Origin of the sequence: Streptomyces sp. NPDC053541 (genome assembly GCF_044544705.1) — a bacterium.
Lineage (GTDB): Bacteria > Actinomycetota > Actinomycetes > Streptomycetales > Streptomycetaceae > Streptomyces.
The window spans coordinates 159,881-176,003 of the sequence record NZ_JBITXM010000013.1 but is presented as its reverse complement, the minus strand read 5'-3'; the positions used below and the strand labels follow the sequence as shown (position 1 = coordinate 176,003).

The window sequence follows — 16,123 nt, the reverse complement described above, 5'->3', positions numbered from 1 at the left end:
CAGTCTGGTCACAGCCCACGGGGCGGAATTCCGCCCTCGTCTCCCACACCCTTCTAGGAGTGAATCTTCATGGGCATCAAGGACCAGTTCCAGGACAAGGCCGAGCAGCTCGGTGACAAGGCCAAGCAGGCCATGGGCGGGGCGAAGGACCAGGCTTCCGAGCGTGCGTCGCAGGCCAAGGACCGTGCGCGGTCCGAGGAGGAGCGCCGTCGCCGGCAGGAGGAGCAGGACCGCCACGACATGGACTACGACGCCTGACGTCGTCCTGTGAGGAAGGCGCACCCGGGACGCCGGGTGCGCCTTCGCGCGTTGGGGGCCTTGAGGGACCTTGAGGGCCTCGCGGGCCCCGCGGGGGAGGGCCGGGGAAGCCGTGGACCGGACCGGTCGGCACCTGTGGATAACTTTCTGCGCGGAGCCGGGAAGTTACGTACCGTGATGCCCATGTCCGAGACCGAGTTCGAGTTCGTACTTGAGCGCCTGCGCCAAGACCACGCGCCCGCCCTGCTCGCCTTCGAGTGGGAGAACCGGGCCTTCTTCGCCGCGTCCGTGCCCGACCGCGGGGACGCCTTCTTCGAGGAGGAGGAGTTCGCCGCGCGGCTCCGGGCCCTCCTCGACGAGCAGGAGAGCGGGACGATCCGCTTCCACGTGCTGGTGGCGGCGGACGGGGAGATAGTCGGGCGGTTCAATCTGGTGGACATAGCCGACGGCAGCGCCGAACTGGGCTACCGGGTCGCCGAGAAGGCCACCGGCCGCGGTCTGGCGACCACGGTGGTACGGGAGTTGTGCGCGCGGGCCCGAGACGAGTACGGGCTGAGCCGGCTGACCGCCGCGACCACCCTCGACAACGGGCCGTCCCGGACGGTGCTCGCCCGGGTCGGGTTCGGCGCGGTGGGCAGCGTGCTGCTGCCGGGCAAGGGCGCGGGCACGGAGCAGGAGCCCGGTACGGCCTATGAGTTGGACCTGGGCGGCAGTTTGGGCCGGGAGCGGTCCGGCACCTCCTCGTAGCCGGGCGGGCTCGCGGGCGGGTTCTGGTCGAGCAGGGCCAGGGCGACGTGCACGGCGTCGTCGAGCTGGGCGTGCCGTCCCTCGGCCCAGTCGAGGGGCGTGCGCAGCACGGCGAGGTCGGGGGCGACGCCGTGGTTCTCGATGGACCAGCCGTACTCGGGGAACCAGGCGGCGTTCATCGGCACCGTGATGGTGGTGCCGTCGCCGAGGGTGTGGCGGCCGGTCATGCCCACGACGCCGCCCCAGGTGCGCTGGCCGACGACGGGGCCGAGGCCGAGCAGTTTGAAGGCGGCGGTGATCATGTCGCCGTCGGAGGAGGTGGCCTCGTCGGCCAGGGCGACGACCGGGCCGCGCGGGGCGTTGGAGGCGTAGCTGACCGGCTGGGCGTTGCGGGTGAGGTCCCAGCCGAGGATCTTGCGGGTGAGCTTCTCTATCACCAGCTCGCTGATGTGGCCGCCGGCGTTGCCGCGCACGTCCACGATGAGGGCCGGCCGGGAGACCTCCATCCGCAGGTCGCGGTTGAACTGCGCCCAGCCGGAGCCGCCCATGTCGGGGATGTGGAGGTAGCCGCAGCGCCCGCCGCTGATCTCGCGCACGACGGCGCGCCGCTTGCTCACCCAGTCCTGGTAGCGCAGCGGGCGTTCGTCGACGAGGGGGACGACGGCGATCCGGCGGGAGCGGCCCTCGCCGCCGGCGGGGGTGAAGGTGAGTTCGACGGTGGTGCCACCGGTGCCGGAGAGGAGGGGATAGGGGCCGGCCACTGGGTCGACGGGGCGGCCGTCGACATGGGTGAGGACGGCGCCCTCGCGGATGCCGGTGCCCGCGAGCGGTGAGCGGGCCTTGGAGTCGGAGGAGTCGCCGGGCAGGATCCGCTTGACCGTCCAGCCGTCCTCGCGCGGCACCAGGTTGCTGCCGAGCAGGCCCTGGGGGCGCTGGTAGTGGGCGGGGCCCTCGTTGCGGCGGGCGGGGCTGACGTAGGCGTGCGAGGTGCCGAGCTCGCCCATCACCTCGCGCAGCAGGTCGGCGAACTCGTCGGGGGAGGCGACCCGTTCGACGAGCGGGCGGTACTGGTCGAGGATCGCGGTCCAGTCGACCCCGCCCATGTCGGGCTCCCAGAAGTAGGCGCGGACGATCCGGCCGGCCTCGTCGAAGGCCTGACGCCACTCGGCGGCCGGGTCGACCTCGTGCACGATGCGCCGCAGGTCGAGGTAGACGGTGGAGTCGCCGTCGCCGGACTCGGTGGCGGGGACGGCCCGCAGGTCGCCCTCGTCGACCACGACGAGCCGGGAGCCGTCGCCGCTGACCGCGAACCAGTCCAGGTGGTCCACGAGTTCGGTCTTGCGGGCCTTGGTGATGTTGTAGTGCTCCAGCGTGGGGCGGGGGGAGGGATCGGAGGGGTTGGCGAAGGTCTCGCCGAGGGCGCCGGAGATCGGCCAGCGCAGCCACACCAGGCCGCCGCCGGCCACCGGCCGGAGGGCGGAGTACTTGGAGGCGGTCACGGGGAAGGGCGTGACCCGGTCGGGGAGCCCCTCGACCTCGACGGTGACCGTGCCGTCCCCGGCGCCCGCCTCCTCGTCGGCGGGGTCCATCCCGCCGGCGGCCGGACGTCCGTCCGGGAGCAGCGCGAAGGGAGAGGGGGTCGCGGAGGAGAGCGGTACGAGATAGGGGCGGCAGCCCAGCGGGAAGGAGAGGTCGCCGGTGTGCACGTCGTACACCGGGTCGAAGCCCCGCCAGGAGAGGAAGGCGAGGTAGCGCCCGTCGCGGGTGAAGACCGGGTTCTCGTCCTCGAAGCGCCCGTTGGTGACGTCGACGATGACGCGCGGGCCGGGGCCGGCGATGCGGGCCATCTTGATGGAGCGCAGCGAGCGCCCGATGCCCGGGTGGGACCAGGTCAGCCAGGCCCCGTCGGGCGAGAAGGCGAGGTCGCGGACCGGGCCGTTGACGGACCGGATCAGCTCGGTGACCTTGCCCCGGGGGAGGGAGGGGTCGCCGGAGCCAGTGGTGGCGGTGTCGGCGGCGCCGGTGGTGCCGGTGGCGGTGGTGCCGGTCTCGGTGGCGCTGGCCTCGGTGGGCGGGGCGGCGCCGGTGGTGCCGGTGGCGGTGGCGCTGGCCTCGGTGGCGCTGGCCTCGGTGGGCGGGGCGGCGCCGGTGGTGCCGGTCTCGGTGGCGCTGGCCTCGGTGGGCGGGGCGGCGCCGGTGCCGGGCCCGTTTCCGGCCTGGTCCCCGGTCCCGGTGGCGGCCTCGGTCTCGGCCCCGGCCCCGGTGGCGGTGGCCGTGGCGGCCCCGGTCGCGGCCCCGGACTCGGTGGCGGGCCCGGTCCCCGTCCCCGTCCCGGTGCCGGTTCCGGTGGCGGTGGCCTCGCCGGCCGCGGCGGCCTCCGCCTTCGGCTCTGCCCCAGCCTCCGGGGCCGCCCCGGCCTCCGGCTCCGGACCGGCCTCCGGCTCCGGACCTGCCCCCGGGGCCGGCCCTGCACCTGCCCCCGCCTCCACCTCCATCTCCTCGTCCTCCTCGGTGGTGTCGATGAGGAGGAGGCGGCCGTCGCTGGAGGCGATGGCGAGGCGTTCGCCGTCGGGGTCGGAGACGAGTTCCTCGACGCGGCCGAGTTCGCCGGAGGCGAGGCGGCGCGGGGGGCGGTCGCCGCTGGCGCGGGGGAGGTAGGCGATCTCGACGGCGTCCTCGCCCTCGGCGTCGGTGACGTAGGCGACCTGGCCGCCGCTGCCCAGCATCTCGGGGAGCCGGACGCGCACCCCGGGGGTGTCGGCGATGGTGCGGGCGGGGCCGTCGCGGTGGGTCAGCCAGTAGAGGCTGCCCCGCACCGAGACGGCGCTGGCCCGGCCGGTCTCGTCCACGGACAGGGCGTCCACGTGGTGGGCGGCCGGCACCTGGTAGGGGCGGCGGCCGGTGCGGGGGCCGCCGAGGCGCACGTCGAGCCGGCGCGGGCGCGAGGCGGCGGTCAGCTCGTCGACGATCCACAGTTCGCCGGCGTGCTGGTAGACCACCCGATGCCCGTCGCTGGAGGCGTGGCGGGCGTAGAACTCGTCGTGGTCGGTGTGGCGGCGCAGGTCGGTGCCGTCCGGGAGGCAGGAGTAGAGGTTGCCGATGCCCTCGTGATCGGAGAGGAAGGCGATGCGCAGGGCGCCGGAGCGGCCGCCCTCGTCGGGCGGGGCGGCGACGAACATCGGCGCGTCGAGGTGCCCGTCGATGTCCTCGAGCAGCCGCTGCCCGTGCAGCCACAGCCGGCCCATGGCGCCGCCGCGGTAGCGCTTCCAGGAGGCCGGCTCGTGCGGCGGGGTGCCGGTGAGCAGCAGGGTGCGCCGCTGTGCCCTGGCGCCCTCGGCCGCCTCGGCGCCGTCGGGGAGGGCGTCCCCTTCGAGCTCGGCGACGGCGATGCCGGAGACCGGGCCCCAGGGCAGCTTGCCGCCGGGGGAGCCGTCGGTGGGGACGGTGTAGGCCCAGGAGAAGTAGGAGAAGGGCTGGCCGTGCGAGGAGACGGCGAGGATGTCGGAGCGGCCGTCCTGGTCGGGCGGGGTCCAGCCGCAGACCCGGGTGTCGGTGGAGCCCCAGTAGGTGAGCCGCCGGGAGGGGCCGCCGTCCACGGGCGCGAGGTGGATCTCCGGATCGAGGCTGCGCCAGCTCGTGTAGGCGATGCGGCGTCCGTCCGGGGAGAAGCGCGGGTGCCCCACCCGGGTGCGGTCGGCGGTGATCCGCCACGCGCGGCCCGGTCGCTGGCCCTCGGGCACGAGGGGGGCGACCCAGAGGTCGTCCTCGGCCGCGAAGCACAGGAGCTCGCCGTGGAGGTGCGGGAAGCGGAGATACGCGACGTCGTCACTCACCTCCTCATGCTTTCCGCGCGAAGGGGGCGAGGCAACTCGTACGTGTGGTCGAGGACACGTACGAAACGGTTTCGTTTCGTAGAGGGCGGGGGTATCGTCGTGGTGTACGAAACCGTTTCGTTCGAGTCGGAGGCCGGACATGGCACGCAGCAGGCTCACTCCCGAGCGGGAGTCCGAGCTGTACGCGGCCGTGCTCGAACTCCTCCGCGAGGTCGGCTACGACGCCCTCACCATGGACGCCGTCGCCGCCCGCACCCACTCCAGCAAGGCCACCCTCTACCGCCAGTGGGGGAGCAAGCCGGAGCTGGTCGCCCGCGCGCTGCGCCACAGCAAGCCGGTCTCGCTCAAGGAGATCGACACCGGTTCGCTGCGCGGCGACATCCAGGAGATGCTCGCCCGCACCGACGACTGCCAGATGGACAAGGACGCCGCGCTGATGCGGGGTCTGGCCCATGCCGTCCACACCCACCCCGAACTGCACCGGGCACTGCGCGAGCTGCTCATCGAACCCGAGATGAACGGCCTCGACGAAGTCCTGGGCAGAGCGGTCCGCAGGGGTGAGATCGACGCCGGGAACCCGGCGCTGAAGCTCGTCCCGCACATGCTGATCGGCGCGTTCATCGCCCGTCCGCTGATCGAGGATCAGCCGGTCGACCGCGCGTTCCTCAGTGCCTACTTCGACGCCGTCGTGCTCCCCTCACTCGGCGTCTGAGTCCCCGGCAGCACCCGCACCACCCGCATCACCCACCCGCACCACCGCACCACCCATCCGCACCGCCCGCACCACCTGACGTCGCACCGCTCACGCCGTCGGGCCGGCTCCCCATGCCCTGTCCCACCCACACCGGGAGTACGCCCCCGTGGCCACGTTCCTCTACAAGCTCGGCCGCTCCGCCTTCCGGCGCCGCCGGCTCGTCGCCCTCCTCTGGGTGGCGCTGCTCGCGCTCGCCGGAGTCGGTGCCGCCACCGCGCCCACCGCGACCTCCAGTTCCTTCTCCATCCCCGGCACCGAGGCCCAGCGCGCCTTCGACCTGCTCGAACAGCGCTTCCCCGAGGCGAGCGCCGACGGCGCCACCGCCCGGGTGGTCTTCAAGGCCCCGGCCGGCCAGAGCATGCAGGACCCGGCGAACAAGGCCAAGGTCGCCACGACCGTGGCCGCGCTGAAGTCCGGCTCCGACCAGATCGCCCGGGTCACCGACCCGTACACCGCCCAGGCGGTCTCCCGCGACGGTTCGACCGCCTACGTCTCCGTGGCGTACAAGGTCAACGCGATGGAGCTGACCGACGCCACCCGTGACGCGCTCAAGGAGACCGGCGAGGCCGCGCAGGGCCAGGGGCTCACCGTCGAGATCGGCGGCGACGCGCTCCAGACCATGCCGGAGACCGGTGCCGGCGAGGTCGTCGGCGTGGTCATCGCGGGCATCGTGCTCGTCATCACCTTCGGCTCGCTGGTCGCCGCCGGACTGCCGCTGCTCACCGCGATCATCGGCGTCGGCATCGGCGTCTCGACCATCACGGCCCTGGCGAGCGTCCTGGACCTCGGCTCGACCACCTCCACCCTCGCGATGATGATCGGCCTCGCGGTCGGCATCGACTACGCCCTCTTCATCGTCTCCCGCTACCGCGCGGAGCTCGCCGAGGGCCGGACGAAGGAGGAGGCCGCCGGGCGGGCCACCGGCACCGCCGGCTCGGCCGTGGTCTTCGCCGGACTCACCGTGGTCATCGCCCTGGTCGGCCTGGCCGTCGTCAACATCCCGATGCTCACCAAGATGGGCTTCGCCGCCGCCGGCACCGTCGTGATCGCCGTCCTCATCGCCCTCACCCTCATCCCGGCGCTGCTCGGCTTCGCCGGCGACAAGGTCGTGGGCCGCAAGGACCGCAAGCGGAACGCCGCGGCCGCCCAGGACACCGCGGCCGCCCAGGACACCGCGGACCTCGCGAAGTCCAAGGGCGACAAGGGCGACAAGGACGACAAGAGCGAGAAGCCGAACGCCGGCACCCGCTGGGCGCGCTTCGTCATTCGCCGTCCGCTGATGGTGCTGCTCGTCGGCGTCCTCGGCCTCGGCGCGATCGCGCTGCCCGCCGCCTCCCTGGAGATGGGCCTGCCGGACGACGGCGTGAAGCCCGTCTCGGCCACCGAGCGCCGGGCCTACGACCTGCTCTCCGACGGCTTCGGCCCCGGCTTCAACGGCCCGCTGCTCGTCGTCGTCGACGGCGACAAGGCCGCCGCCGACAAGACCGTCAGCAGCATCAAGAGCGTCGAGGGCTGGGCGGCCGTCACGCCGCCGACCCCGAACAAGGCCGGCGACGCCGCGATGATCACGGTCATCCCGAAGGACCGCCCGTCCTCCGTGGAGACCGAGCGGCTGGTGCACGACATCCGCGACGCCACCGGCGACGACGTCCTGGTCACCGGCGCCACCGCGATGAACATCGACTTCTCGCAGAAGATGAACGACGCCCTGCTGCCCTATCTGGCCCTGGTCGTCGGACTCGCCTTCCTCCTGCTCATGGTGGTCTTCCGCTCGGTCCTGGTGCCGCTGAAGGCGGCCCTCGGCTTCCTGCTCTCCGTGGTCGCCGCCCTCGGCGCGGTCGTCGCGGTCTTCCAGTGGGGCTGGCTCGGCGGACTGTTCGGCGTCGAGCAGACCGGCCCGATCATGTCGATGATGCCGATCTTCATGGTGGGCGTGGTCTTCGGCCTCGCCATGGACTACGAGGTCTTCCTGGTCACCCGGATGCGCGAGGCGTACGTCCACGGGGCGCGCCCCGGCGAGGCGATCGTCACCGGCTTCCGGCACGGCGCCCGGGTGGTCACCGCCGCCGCGGTGATCATGATCGCGGTCTTCTCGGGCTTCATCGGCTCCAGTGAGCAGATGGTGAAGATGATCGGCTTCGGTCTCGCGGTGGCCGTGCTCTTCGACGCCTTCGTGGTCCGCATGGCGATCGTCCCCGCGGTGCTCGCGCTGCTCGGCCACAAGGCCTGGTGGCTGCCGAAGTGGCTCGGCCGCGTGCTGCCCAACGTGGACGTCGAGGGCGAGGGCCTCGCGGCCGCCGCCCAGGACGGGAGCGACGCGGGCCGCGGAGGCCGCGGAAACGACGGGGGCACGGACCCGGACAAGGACCGCGAGCTGGTCTCCGTCTGACCCCGAGGGACTCCGGGGCCGCCGCTTGAGCGGGCGGTGCGCCCCGGAACGTGCCGGAACCTGTGGGGACGGGGAACCGGCACGGTACGTACGCCGTCAGCGCGCCGACACGGCCGCGCCGACGGCGTACGTGTGCTGGAGGAAGCGGAGCAGCGCGGTGGCGTCGAACTGCACCACCGCGACCCCGTCGGCGGTGTGGAACTCGACCACCGTCTGCACCCGGCCGCACGGCCAGACCCCGATGTCGCCGCGCCGGGTCGGCGCCCGCATCCCGGTCTCCAGGAGGCTGCGGGGGAAGGACCACTCGATGTTGCCGGGGAAGACGAAGCGCACGGTGGCGGGCTCGGACCCGGGATCGAAGCGGAGGGCCACCGGCACCGGCCGGGAGAGCGGGGCGTCGCTGATGATCCGGCCCTTGGCGTGGTCCTCGACTTCTCGGTCATCAACGGCGCGGGGCATCGGACGGCTCCTCACACTCGTACACGAACACAAAAAGTTCGTGCTGTTTGTCCTCAATGTCCCACTAATCCGGGGCGCGCGCCCGGTCGGGGAAGGCTTCTCACTCCGCTCCTGACCCCTGAGCGCTCTTGCAAACGGTTCGCAGCAGCGCCGTATCATTCGGGACGTGCATGTACCTGACGGATTCATCAACGCCCCCGTTTCGGCCGCCGCCGGTGTCGTCGCCGCCGGCGCCATCGCCGTCAGCCTGCGCGGAGCCCGCCGCGAGCTCGGCGGCGGCTCCGGAAACGGTGCCGCCGGCCTCGCCGGAGCGGAGCGGACGGCGCCGCTGGCCGGACTGGTCGCGGCCTTCGTCTTCGCCGTGCAGATGCTCAACTTCCCCGTCGCCGCCGGCACCAGCGGACACCTCCTGGGCGGCGCGCTCGCGGCGATCCTGGTCGGCCCGTACACCGGCGTCCTGTGCATCGCCGTCGTCCTGCTCATGCAGGGCGTCCTCTTCGCCGACGGCGGCCTGACCGCGCTCGGCGTGAACATCACCGTCATGGGCGTGGTGACCGTCCTCGTCGCGTACGGGCTCTTCCGCGGCCTGGTCCTCGTCCTGCCGCGCACCCGCCGCTCGGTGACCGTCGCCTCCTTCCTCGCCGCGCTCGTCTCCGTGCCGGCCGCCGCCACCGCCTTCACGGCGATCTACGCGCTCGGCGGCACCACCGACGTCCCGATCGGCAAGGTGCTCACCGCGATGGTCGGCGTGCACCTGCTCATCGGCATCGGCGAGGCCGTCATCACCACCCTCACCGTCGGCGCCGTCCTCGCCGTCCGCCCCGACCTCGTGCACGGCGCCCGCGGCCTGAGCACCCCGCTCAAGCTGCGCGTGAACGGCGAGCTCGTCGACGCGGAGCCGGCCTCGGCGCCCGCCGCGCGCCCCGCGCCCGCGCGCCCGGCCGTCGCCGCCCGCTCGCCCCGCACGCTGTGGATCACCGGCGTCGTCACCGCGCTCGTCCTCGCCGGCTTCGTCTCCTTCTACGCCTCCGCCAGCCCCGACGGCCTGGAGAAGGTCGCCGCCGACCAGGGCATCGACCGCAAGGTCGCACCGCACGCCGCCGCCGACTCCCCGCTCGCCGACTACGGCGTCAAGGACGTCTCGAACGCGCGCCTGTCCGGCGGCCTCGCCGGCGTCATCGGCGTCGCCGCGACCCTCGCCGTCGGCACCGGGGCCTTCTGGGTGGTGCGCCGCCGCCGCACGCCCGAAGCGGCGGAGGCCTGACATGGGCGCGGGGCACACGCACAAGCTGTACCGGCGGGCGGACTCGCCGGTGCACGCGCTGCCCCCGCACACCAAGCTCGCCGCCGTCCTCGGCTTCGTCGTCGTGGTCGTCGCCACGCCCCGCGAGGCGATCTGGGCCTTCGCCCTCTACGCGGCCCTGCTCGGCGCCGTCGCCGCGCGGGCCCGGGTACCGGCCGGCTTCCTCCTCAAGCGGCTGCTGATCGAGATCCCGTTCGTCGCCTTCGCGCTGCTCATGCCCTTCGTCGTCCCCGGCGAGCAGACGAGCGTCCTCGGCCTCCAGCTCTCCGTCCCCGGACTGTGGGGCGCCTGGAACGTCCTCGCCAAGGGCACCCTCGGCGTCGCCGCCTCCGTGCTGCTCGCCGCCACCACCGAACTGCGCGAGCTGCTCCTCGGCCTCCAGCGGCTCAAGCTGCCGCCGATGCTGGTCCAGATCGCCTCCTTCATGATCCGTTACGGCGACGTGATCACCGACGAGATGCGCCGGATGTCGATCGCCCGCCGCTCCCGCGGATTCGAGGCGCGCGGCGTGCGGCACTGGGGCGTCCTCGCGAAGTCCGCCGGGGCCCTCTTCATCCGTTCCTACGAGCGCGGGGAGCGGGTCCACCTCGCCATGGTCAGCCGCGGCTACACCGGCACCATGCCGGTCATCGACGAGGTCACCGCCACCCCGGCGCAGTGGCGCGAGGCCGTCGCGCTGCCGCTCGCCGCCCTTCTGATCTGCCTCCTGGGATGGACCCTGTGACCGCTGTGACCGCTGTGACCGCTGTGACCGCTGAGACCGCTGAGACCGCTGAGACCACTGAGACTGCTGTGACCGCACCGCACCCCTCGCTGGACGTCCGCGGCCTCGCGTACGCGTACCCCGACGGCCACCAGGCCCTCTTCGGCGTGAACCTGACCGTGGGACGCGGCGAGCGGGTCGCCCTGCTCGGCCCCAACGGCGCCGGCAAGACCACCCTCGTCCTCCACCTCAACGGCATCCTCACCGGCGGCGCGGGCCGCGTGACCGTCGCCGGGCTGCCGGTCGGCAAGGAGCACCTCGCCGAGATCCGGCGCCGGGTCGGCATCGTCTTCCAGGACCCCGACGACCAGCTGTTCATGCCGACCGTCCGCGAGGACGTGGCCTTCGGCCCGGCGGCGGCCGGGCTGCGCGGCGCCGAACTGGAGGCCGTGGTCGCCAGGGCGCTGGACCGGGTCGGCATGGCCGAGTTCGCCGACCGGCCCCCGCACCACCTGTCCTTCGGGCAGCGGCGCCGGGTGGCGGTCGCGACCGTGCTCGCCATGGAGCCGGAGATCCTCGTCCTCGACGAGCCCTCCTCCAACCTCGACCCGGCCTCGCGGCGCGAACTCGCCGACATCCTGCGCTCCCTGGACGTCACCGTCCTCATGGTCACCCACGACCTGCCGTACGCCCTGGAACTCTGCCCGCGCTCGGTGATCCTCAGCGAGGGCGTGATCGCCGCCGACGGGCCCACGGCCGACATCCTCGCCGACGAGGAGCTGATGGCCCGGCACCGCCTGGAGCTCCCCTTCGGCTTCGTGCCCGGCTCCGTCGCCTGACGGCCGGGACGCACCCCCCCCGGAATCGGCGGACGTCCGGCCGCGTTGCACGATGGGGTTCGTACGTACGAGAGGAAGCGTGGGTTCAGGTGGACGTCCGGGGCACGGTGGCGGCGGGATACGAGCCGGTCAGGGACGCGTTCCTGCGCAACTTCGAGCAGCGCGGGGAGCGCGGCGCCGCCGTCGCCGTCTACCGCGACGGCACCAAGGTGGTCGACCTGTGGGCCGGCGCCCGCGACGTCGACGGGGACACCCCGTGGGCCGTCGACACCGCCCAGGTCGTGCGCTCGGCCACCAAGGGCGTCGCCGCCGCCGTCCCGCTGCTGCTCCACCAGCGCGGCCAGCTCGACCTGGACGCGCCGGTCGCCACGTACTGGCCGGAGTTCAAGGCCGCCGGCAAGGAACGGGTGACCGTACGGCAGCTGCTCGCGCACCGCGCGGGCGTCCCCGTCCTGGACCGCCCCCTCACCCTCGCCGAGGCCGTCGACCTGCCCACCGCCACGGCCGCGATCGCCGCGCAGGCCCCCGCATGGGAGCCCGGCACCGCCCACGGCTACCACGCCCACACCTTCAGCTGGCTGCTGTCCGGCCTGGTCCACCGGGTCACCGGCCGCACCATCGGCCGCTGGGTCGCCGAGGAGATCGCCCGCCCGCTCGGCCTCGACCTGTGGATCGGGCTGCCCGAGGAGGAGGCCCACCGGGTCGGGCGGCTCGGCCCGGTCGAGGAGAAGGAACCGGCCGACAGCCCGGCGCTGCGGCTGCGCCCCAAGCCCGCCGTGACCGCCGCCTACCAGGACCCGCGGTCCCTCACCCGGCGCGCCTTCGGGGTCATCGACCCCCGCCCCGACGAGAACGACCCGGTCTACCGCGCGGCCGAGCTGCCCGGCTCCGCCGGCGTGGCCACCGCCCGCGCCCTCGCCCGCTTCTACGCCGCCACCCTCGGCCCGGTCGACGGCGGCCCCCGCCTCTTCGCCCCGGCCACCCTCACCCTGGCCCGCACCGAGGAGTCCGCCGGCCCCGACCGCGTCCTCGTCGTCGGCACCCGCTTCGGCCTGGGCCACATGCTCCACGGCCCCGCCTCCCCCCTCCTCGGCCCCACCTCCTTCGGCCACCCCGGCCGCGGCGGCTCCCTCGGCTTCGCCGACCCCGCATCGGGCGTCTCCTTCGGCTACGTCACCAACGGCATGCGCAAGACGGTCACGGCCGACCCCCGCGCCCAGTCCCTGATACGTGCGGTGCGGGCCTCGCTCTGAGCAGGTCCAGCGCGTCCGCCGTCGGCGGGGACAGGCGGCCCGCCGCGGCGAGGGCCGTGACCTCGGGGAGGGGGATCCAGGCCGCCGCCTCGCTGGAGCCGTCCTTCTCGGCGACCGGGGGGCCGGGCGTGGCGTCGGTGGGGAGGGTGACGGCGTAGAGGAGGGCGACGAGGTGCCAGTGGACGCCGTCGCGTGCGGCGGTGTAGCCGCGGGCGTCGAGGAGTTGGAGGTCGTCCGTGCGCACCACGAGGCCGGTCTCCTCGTGGAGTTCCCGGACCAGTGCCTCGGCGGGCTGCTCGCCGGGGTCGACGCCGCCGCCCGGCAGGTGCCAGAGGCCGGGCGCGAAGACGGGGGAGGCGGCGCCGAGCCGGGCGAGCAGGAGGCGGCCCTGGTGGAGGACGAGTCCGTAGGCGGAGACCCGGGTGCGTACGGCGGTGTTCATGGGCGGTGCTCCTCAACTCGCGTACAGCATCAGGCCGATGCCCACCACCATCAGGCCCGCCGCCGCGACCCTCGGGCCGCCGAAGCGTTCCTTGAAGAGGACGGCGCCGATGGCGGCGCCGACGATGATGGAGGACTCGCGCAGGGCGGCGATCGGGGCCAGGGGGGCCTTCGTCTGGGCCCAGAGGACCAGGGCGTAGGCGGCGACGGACATCGCGGCGCCGAGCAGGCCGCGGGCCGCGTGGGGGCGGAGCTCGGTCAGGAGACGGGAGCGGTGGCGGTGCAGGGCGTAGGCCGGGACGGCCAGGCCCTCCAGGAACATCAGCCAGGCGATGTAGCCGAGCGGAGTGCCGGAGGCGCGGACGCCGACGCCGTCGACGACCGTGTACGCGGCGATGGAGAGCCCGGTGGCGCCGGCGGCCAGGAGGGCCGGCCAGTGCGGCCGGGCGCCCTTGCCGCGGATGCCCCACAGGGCCAGACCGGTCAGGCCCGCGGAGGCGACGGCCACGCCCGCGAGCTGCCCGGAGTCCGGGATCTCGCCGACGAACAGCGCGGCGAGCAGGGTGACGACCAGCGGCGCCGTCCCGCGCGCGATCGGATACATCTGGCCGAAGTCGCCGAGTGCGAAGGACTTCATGAGCAGCGCGTAGTACGCCACGTGCAGCACGGCCGACGTGATCAGATACGGCCACGCTTCCGCCGCCGGCACCGGCGCGAGGCACACCCCGACGAGCCCGATCAGCGCCCCGCCGCCGGAGATCAGCGTGAAGGAGAGCAGCTGGTCGTGGATGCGGGCGGCGATCGCGTTCCAGCTCGCGTGCGTCACGGCGGCGAGCAGTACCGCCGTGACGACCAGGGGCGTCACGCCGAACGCTCGTCGGCGGGCTCGTCGGCCCGCTCGCGGACGTCCACCAGCGTGCCGCCCGCGTGCGCGATCAGCGCCTTCGGGTCGAGCGCGAACACGCTGTGCGGGGTGCCGGCCGCCGCCCACACCACCTCGTGGTCGAGCAGCGCCCGGTCCGCGAGGACCCGGGTGCGGGTGCGGTGCCCGAAGGGCGGGACGCCGCCGATGGCGTAGCCGGTCGTCTCCCGGACGACCCGCGCGTCGGCGCGCGTGACCGCCCCGGCGCCCAGCTCCTGCCGCACCCGCTCCACGTCCACCCGCGACGAGCCGTCCATCAGGACCAGTACCGGCACCCCGTCCGCCGCGAAGACCAGCGACTTCACGATCTCCGAGACCGCGCAGCCGATCGCCTCGGCGGCCTGCTGCGCGGTCCGCGTCTCGTCCGGGAAGCGCCGGACCTCGACGTCCAGGCCCAACTCCTTCAGGGCGGCGGCGAACTGGGGGTGGGCGTCAGCGTGTGAACTCGTCATGAGCCCGCAGGCTAGCGGTACGTGTACGACGCACGCGACCGGGTTACGAGACCGCTCCCCGCCCCCGCTAGCCGGCCCTCAGCACCCGCGCCACCACCGGTCCGGCCGCGTCACCGCCGTGCCCGGCGCCCTCCACGAACGCCGCCGCGGCGAGGTCGTTCGAGAAGCCCGTGAACCAGGAGTCGGAGGTCGCCTGACCGTCGACCTCCGCCGAGCCGGTCTTCGCGCCCTTGTCACCGCCGACGGAGGCCATGGCCCGCGTCGCGGTGCCGTAGGAGGTGGTCGCGGTCGTCCGCATCATCTCCCGCAGCTGCTTCGCCACCGAGGCCGGCAGCCTCCGCTCGGCGACGGCGAACTCACGGTCGTCCACGTCCGCCGCGACCAGATAGGGCTGCCGGAAGACGCCTGCCTTGGCGGTCGCCGTGATCGACGCGATGTTCAGCGGGTTCATCTGGACCGTGCCCTGGCCGATGTACTGGGCAGCCGCCTCGCCGCCGGTCTCGTCGGGGATCTTTCCGTCCATGGACCGGATGCCGGTCTTCCACTCCAGGCCGATGCCGAAGACCTCCCGCGCCTCCTTGCCCAGGGCGGAGTCGTCGTGGACGTCGTCGATCTTCTTGATGAAGGCGGTGTTGCAGGACTTGGCGAAGGCGTACCCGAAGGTCCTGCCCTCCAGGGCGAAGTTGTCGAGGTTGTGGAAGGTCCGGCCCTGGTACAGCACGTTCTGCGGGCAGTCCGTCACCTCGTTCGCCTTCACGAGGCCCTTCTCCAGGAGCAGCGCCGCCGTGACGATCTTCAGCGTCGAGCCGGGCATCTTCGCCCCCTCGAACGCCGCGTTGAAGCCGTTCGCCGGGCTGTTCGCCACCGCCCTGACCGCGCCCGTCGTCGGCTGGATCGCCACCACGGACGCCTTGCCGTACCGGGCCACGGCCTTCTCCGCCGCCGCCTGCACGTCGGCGTCGATCGTCGTCTCCAGCTTGCCCGGCTCGCCCTTCCGCAGGCTCAGCAGCGTGGTGTCCGGCACGCCCTCCGCACCCGAGTCCACGTACAGTTCGAGGCCTGGCTTGCCGCCCGTCGTCGACCCGTACCGCTCGCGCAGCTGGGCCAGGACCGGGCCCAGCGAGGGGTACTTCTCCGCCGTCAGGACGCGGCCCTTGCGGTCCACGGCCTCGATCTCGCCGCTCTTCGCGCCGCCGGTGCGCAGTGAGGCGCCCGCGGTCAGCTTCGGGTGCAGCACGGCCGCCTGCCAGTCGACCAGCGGCCGGCCGGTGGTCAGGCCGCGCACCACGGTGAGTTGCGAGGTGTACGTCCAGGGCTTGGACACGCCCTCGTAGGTGACGGTCGCCTGCACCGTGAACGGCACCGTGGTCCCGTTCGGCGTGCCCGGGACGATCCGCGCGGCGGAGACCTTCGCCTCCTCGCGGAAGCCGAGCAGCGCGGGCCCGGCGGCGACCGGGTTGTTCGTCAGCTGCGCGGCCCTCTCCGACTCCCCGCCGGCCCAGGCCGCGAGGAAGTCCTTCGCGGTGGCCGTGACCTCCTCGCCGGTCACCGGACCGGTCTTCTTCCCGTCGGCCCCGGACGTCGACACCGTCCCGTCCGAGCCCCCGGTGATTCCGTTCCAGAGGTTGTAACCCCCGTATCCCACCCCGCTCGCCACGACGACGAACACCCCGCCGACGATCGCGACCTTGGCCCCGCTGCGCATGACTGCGCCTCCCTCCCCCAGGTACGGCCCCAGGGCAGCGTAAGCGGCGGCCGCCGCGTCAGGAG

General features: G+C 73.6%; 14 protein-coding genes. 8 read left to right on the top strand and 6 right to left on the bottom strand.

Going from position 1 to position 16,123, the window contains the following annotated elements; all coding sequences use genetic code 11:
- Positions 1-69 precede the first annotated feature (69 nt).
- Positions 70-258 (top strand): hypothetical protein, encoded by a 189-nt coding sequence (locus tag ACIGW2_RS31405; protein WP_391654650.1) that lies wholly within the window; start codon positions 70-72, stop codon positions 256-258.
- 183 nt (positions 259-441) lie between these two features.
- Complete coding sequence (locus tag ACIGW2_RS31400) at positions 442-1,005, top strand: GNAT family N-acetyltransferase (RefSeq protein WP_399847398.1); 564 nt, start codon at positions 442-444, stop codon at positions 1,003-1,005.
- On the opposite strand, the gene ACIGW2_RS31395 is transcribed toward ACIGW2_RS31400, so the two are convergent.
- A complete protein-coding gene (locus tag ACIGW2_RS31395) occupies positions 948-4,838 on the bottom strand; it encodes a S41 family peptidase (protein ID WP_399847395.1) in 3,891 nt (1,296 codons plus the stop codon). The two genes, ACIGW2_RS31400 and ACIGW2_RS31395, sit on opposite strands and share 58 nt — an antisense overlap.
- Positions 4,839-4,977: 139 nt before the next feature.
- Here ACIGW2_RS31395 and ACIGW2_RS31390 point away from each other — a divergent pair, with 139 nt between their 5' ends.
- Complete coding sequence (locus ACIGW2_RS31390) at positions 4,978-5,550, top strand: TetR/AcrR family transcriptional regulator (protein WP_391654647.1); 573 nt, start codon at positions 4,978-4,980, stop codon at positions 5,548-5,550.
- 148 nt (positions 5,551-5,698) lie between these two features.
- Entirely contained in the window at positions 5,699-7,981 is a 2,283-nt protein-coding gene (locus ACIGW2_RS31385) for an MMPL family transporter (RefSeq protein ID WP_399847393.1), read from the top strand.
- Positions 7,982-8,077: 96 nt separating this feature from the next.
- Here the strand turns inward: ACIGW2_RS31385 and ACIGW2_RS31380 are convergent, their stop codons facing one another.
- Positions 8,078-8,440 (bottom strand): SsgA family sporulation/cell division regulator, encoded by a 363-nt coding sequence (locus ACIGW2_RS31380; RefSeq protein WP_391654645.1) that lies wholly within the window; start codon positions 8,438-8,440, stop codon positions 8,078-8,080.
- Between the two features lie 166 nt (positions 8,441-8,606).
- On the opposite strand from ACIGW2_RS31380, the gene ACIGW2_RS31375 reads away from it, so the two are divergent.
- From ACIGW2_RS31375 to ACIGW2_RS31360, 4 genes are all read left to right on the top strand, one after another.
- A complete protein-coding gene (locus tag ACIGW2_RS31375; protein ID WP_391654644.1) occupies positions 8,607-9,704 on the top strand; it encodes an energy-coupling factor ABC transporter permease in 1,098 nt (365 codons plus the stop codon).
- A gap of 1 nt (position 9,705) precedes the next feature.
- Positions 9,706-10,467, top strand: a complete 762-nt coding sequence (cbiQ, locus tag ACIGW2_RS31370; protein ID WP_391654643.1) for a cobalt ECF transporter T component CbiQ — start codon at positions 9,706-9,708, stop codon at positions 10,465-10,467.
- Between the two features lie 68 nt (positions 10,468-10,535).
- On the top strand, positions 10,536-11,285 hold the full coding sequence (locus ACIGW2_RS31365; RefSeq protein ID WP_399847389.1) for an energy-coupling factor ABC transporter ATP-binding protein: 750 nt from the start codon (positions 10,536-10,538) through the stop codon (positions 11,283-11,285).
- A gap of 89 nt (positions 11,286-11,374) precedes the next feature.
- The gene (locus ACIGW2_RS31360) at positions 11,375-12,538 is read left to right on the top strand and encodes a serine hydrolase domain-containing protein (RefSeq protein WP_391654641.1); all 1,164 of its coding nucleotides are present in this window, start codon (positions 11,375-11,377) and stop codon (positions 12,536-12,538) included.
- Here ACIGW2_RS31360 and ACIGW2_RS31355 read toward each other — a convergent pair.
- From ACIGW2_RS31355 to ACIGW2_RS31340, 4 genes are all read right to left on the bottom strand, one after another.
- Positions 12,483-12,980, bottom strand: a complete 498-nt coding sequence (locus ACIGW2_RS31355) for an NUDIX hydrolase (protein WP_399847387.1) — start codon at positions 12,978-12,980, stop codon at positions 12,483-12,485. The two genes, ACIGW2_RS31360 and ACIGW2_RS31355, sit on opposite strands and share 56 nt — an antisense overlap.
- Before the next feature lie 12 nt (positions 12,981-12,992).
- Positions 12,993-13,844: an EamA family transporter gene (locus ACIGW2_RS31350; protein ID WP_399847384.1), complete on the bottom strand. Its 852-nt coding sequence runs from the start codon at positions 13,842-13,844 to the stop codon at positions 12,993-12,995.
- Positions 13,841-14,353, bottom strand: coding sequence for a YbaK/EbsC family protein (locus ACIGW2_RS31345; protein ID WP_361585807.1), 513 nt, complete (start codon positions 14,351-14,353; stop codon positions 13,841-13,843). The genes ACIGW2_RS31350 and ACIGW2_RS31345 overlap by 4 nt, the downstream gene beginning before the upstream one ends.
- A gap of 67 nt (positions 14,354-14,420) precedes the next feature.
- Positions 14,421-16,058: a penicillin-binding transpeptidase domain-containing protein gene (locus ACIGW2_RS31340; RefSeq protein ID WP_391654637.1), complete on the bottom strand. Its 1,638-nt coding sequence runs from the start codon at positions 16,056-16,058 to the stop codon at positions 14,421-14,423.
- Positions 16,059-16,123: the final 65 nt, after the last annotated feature.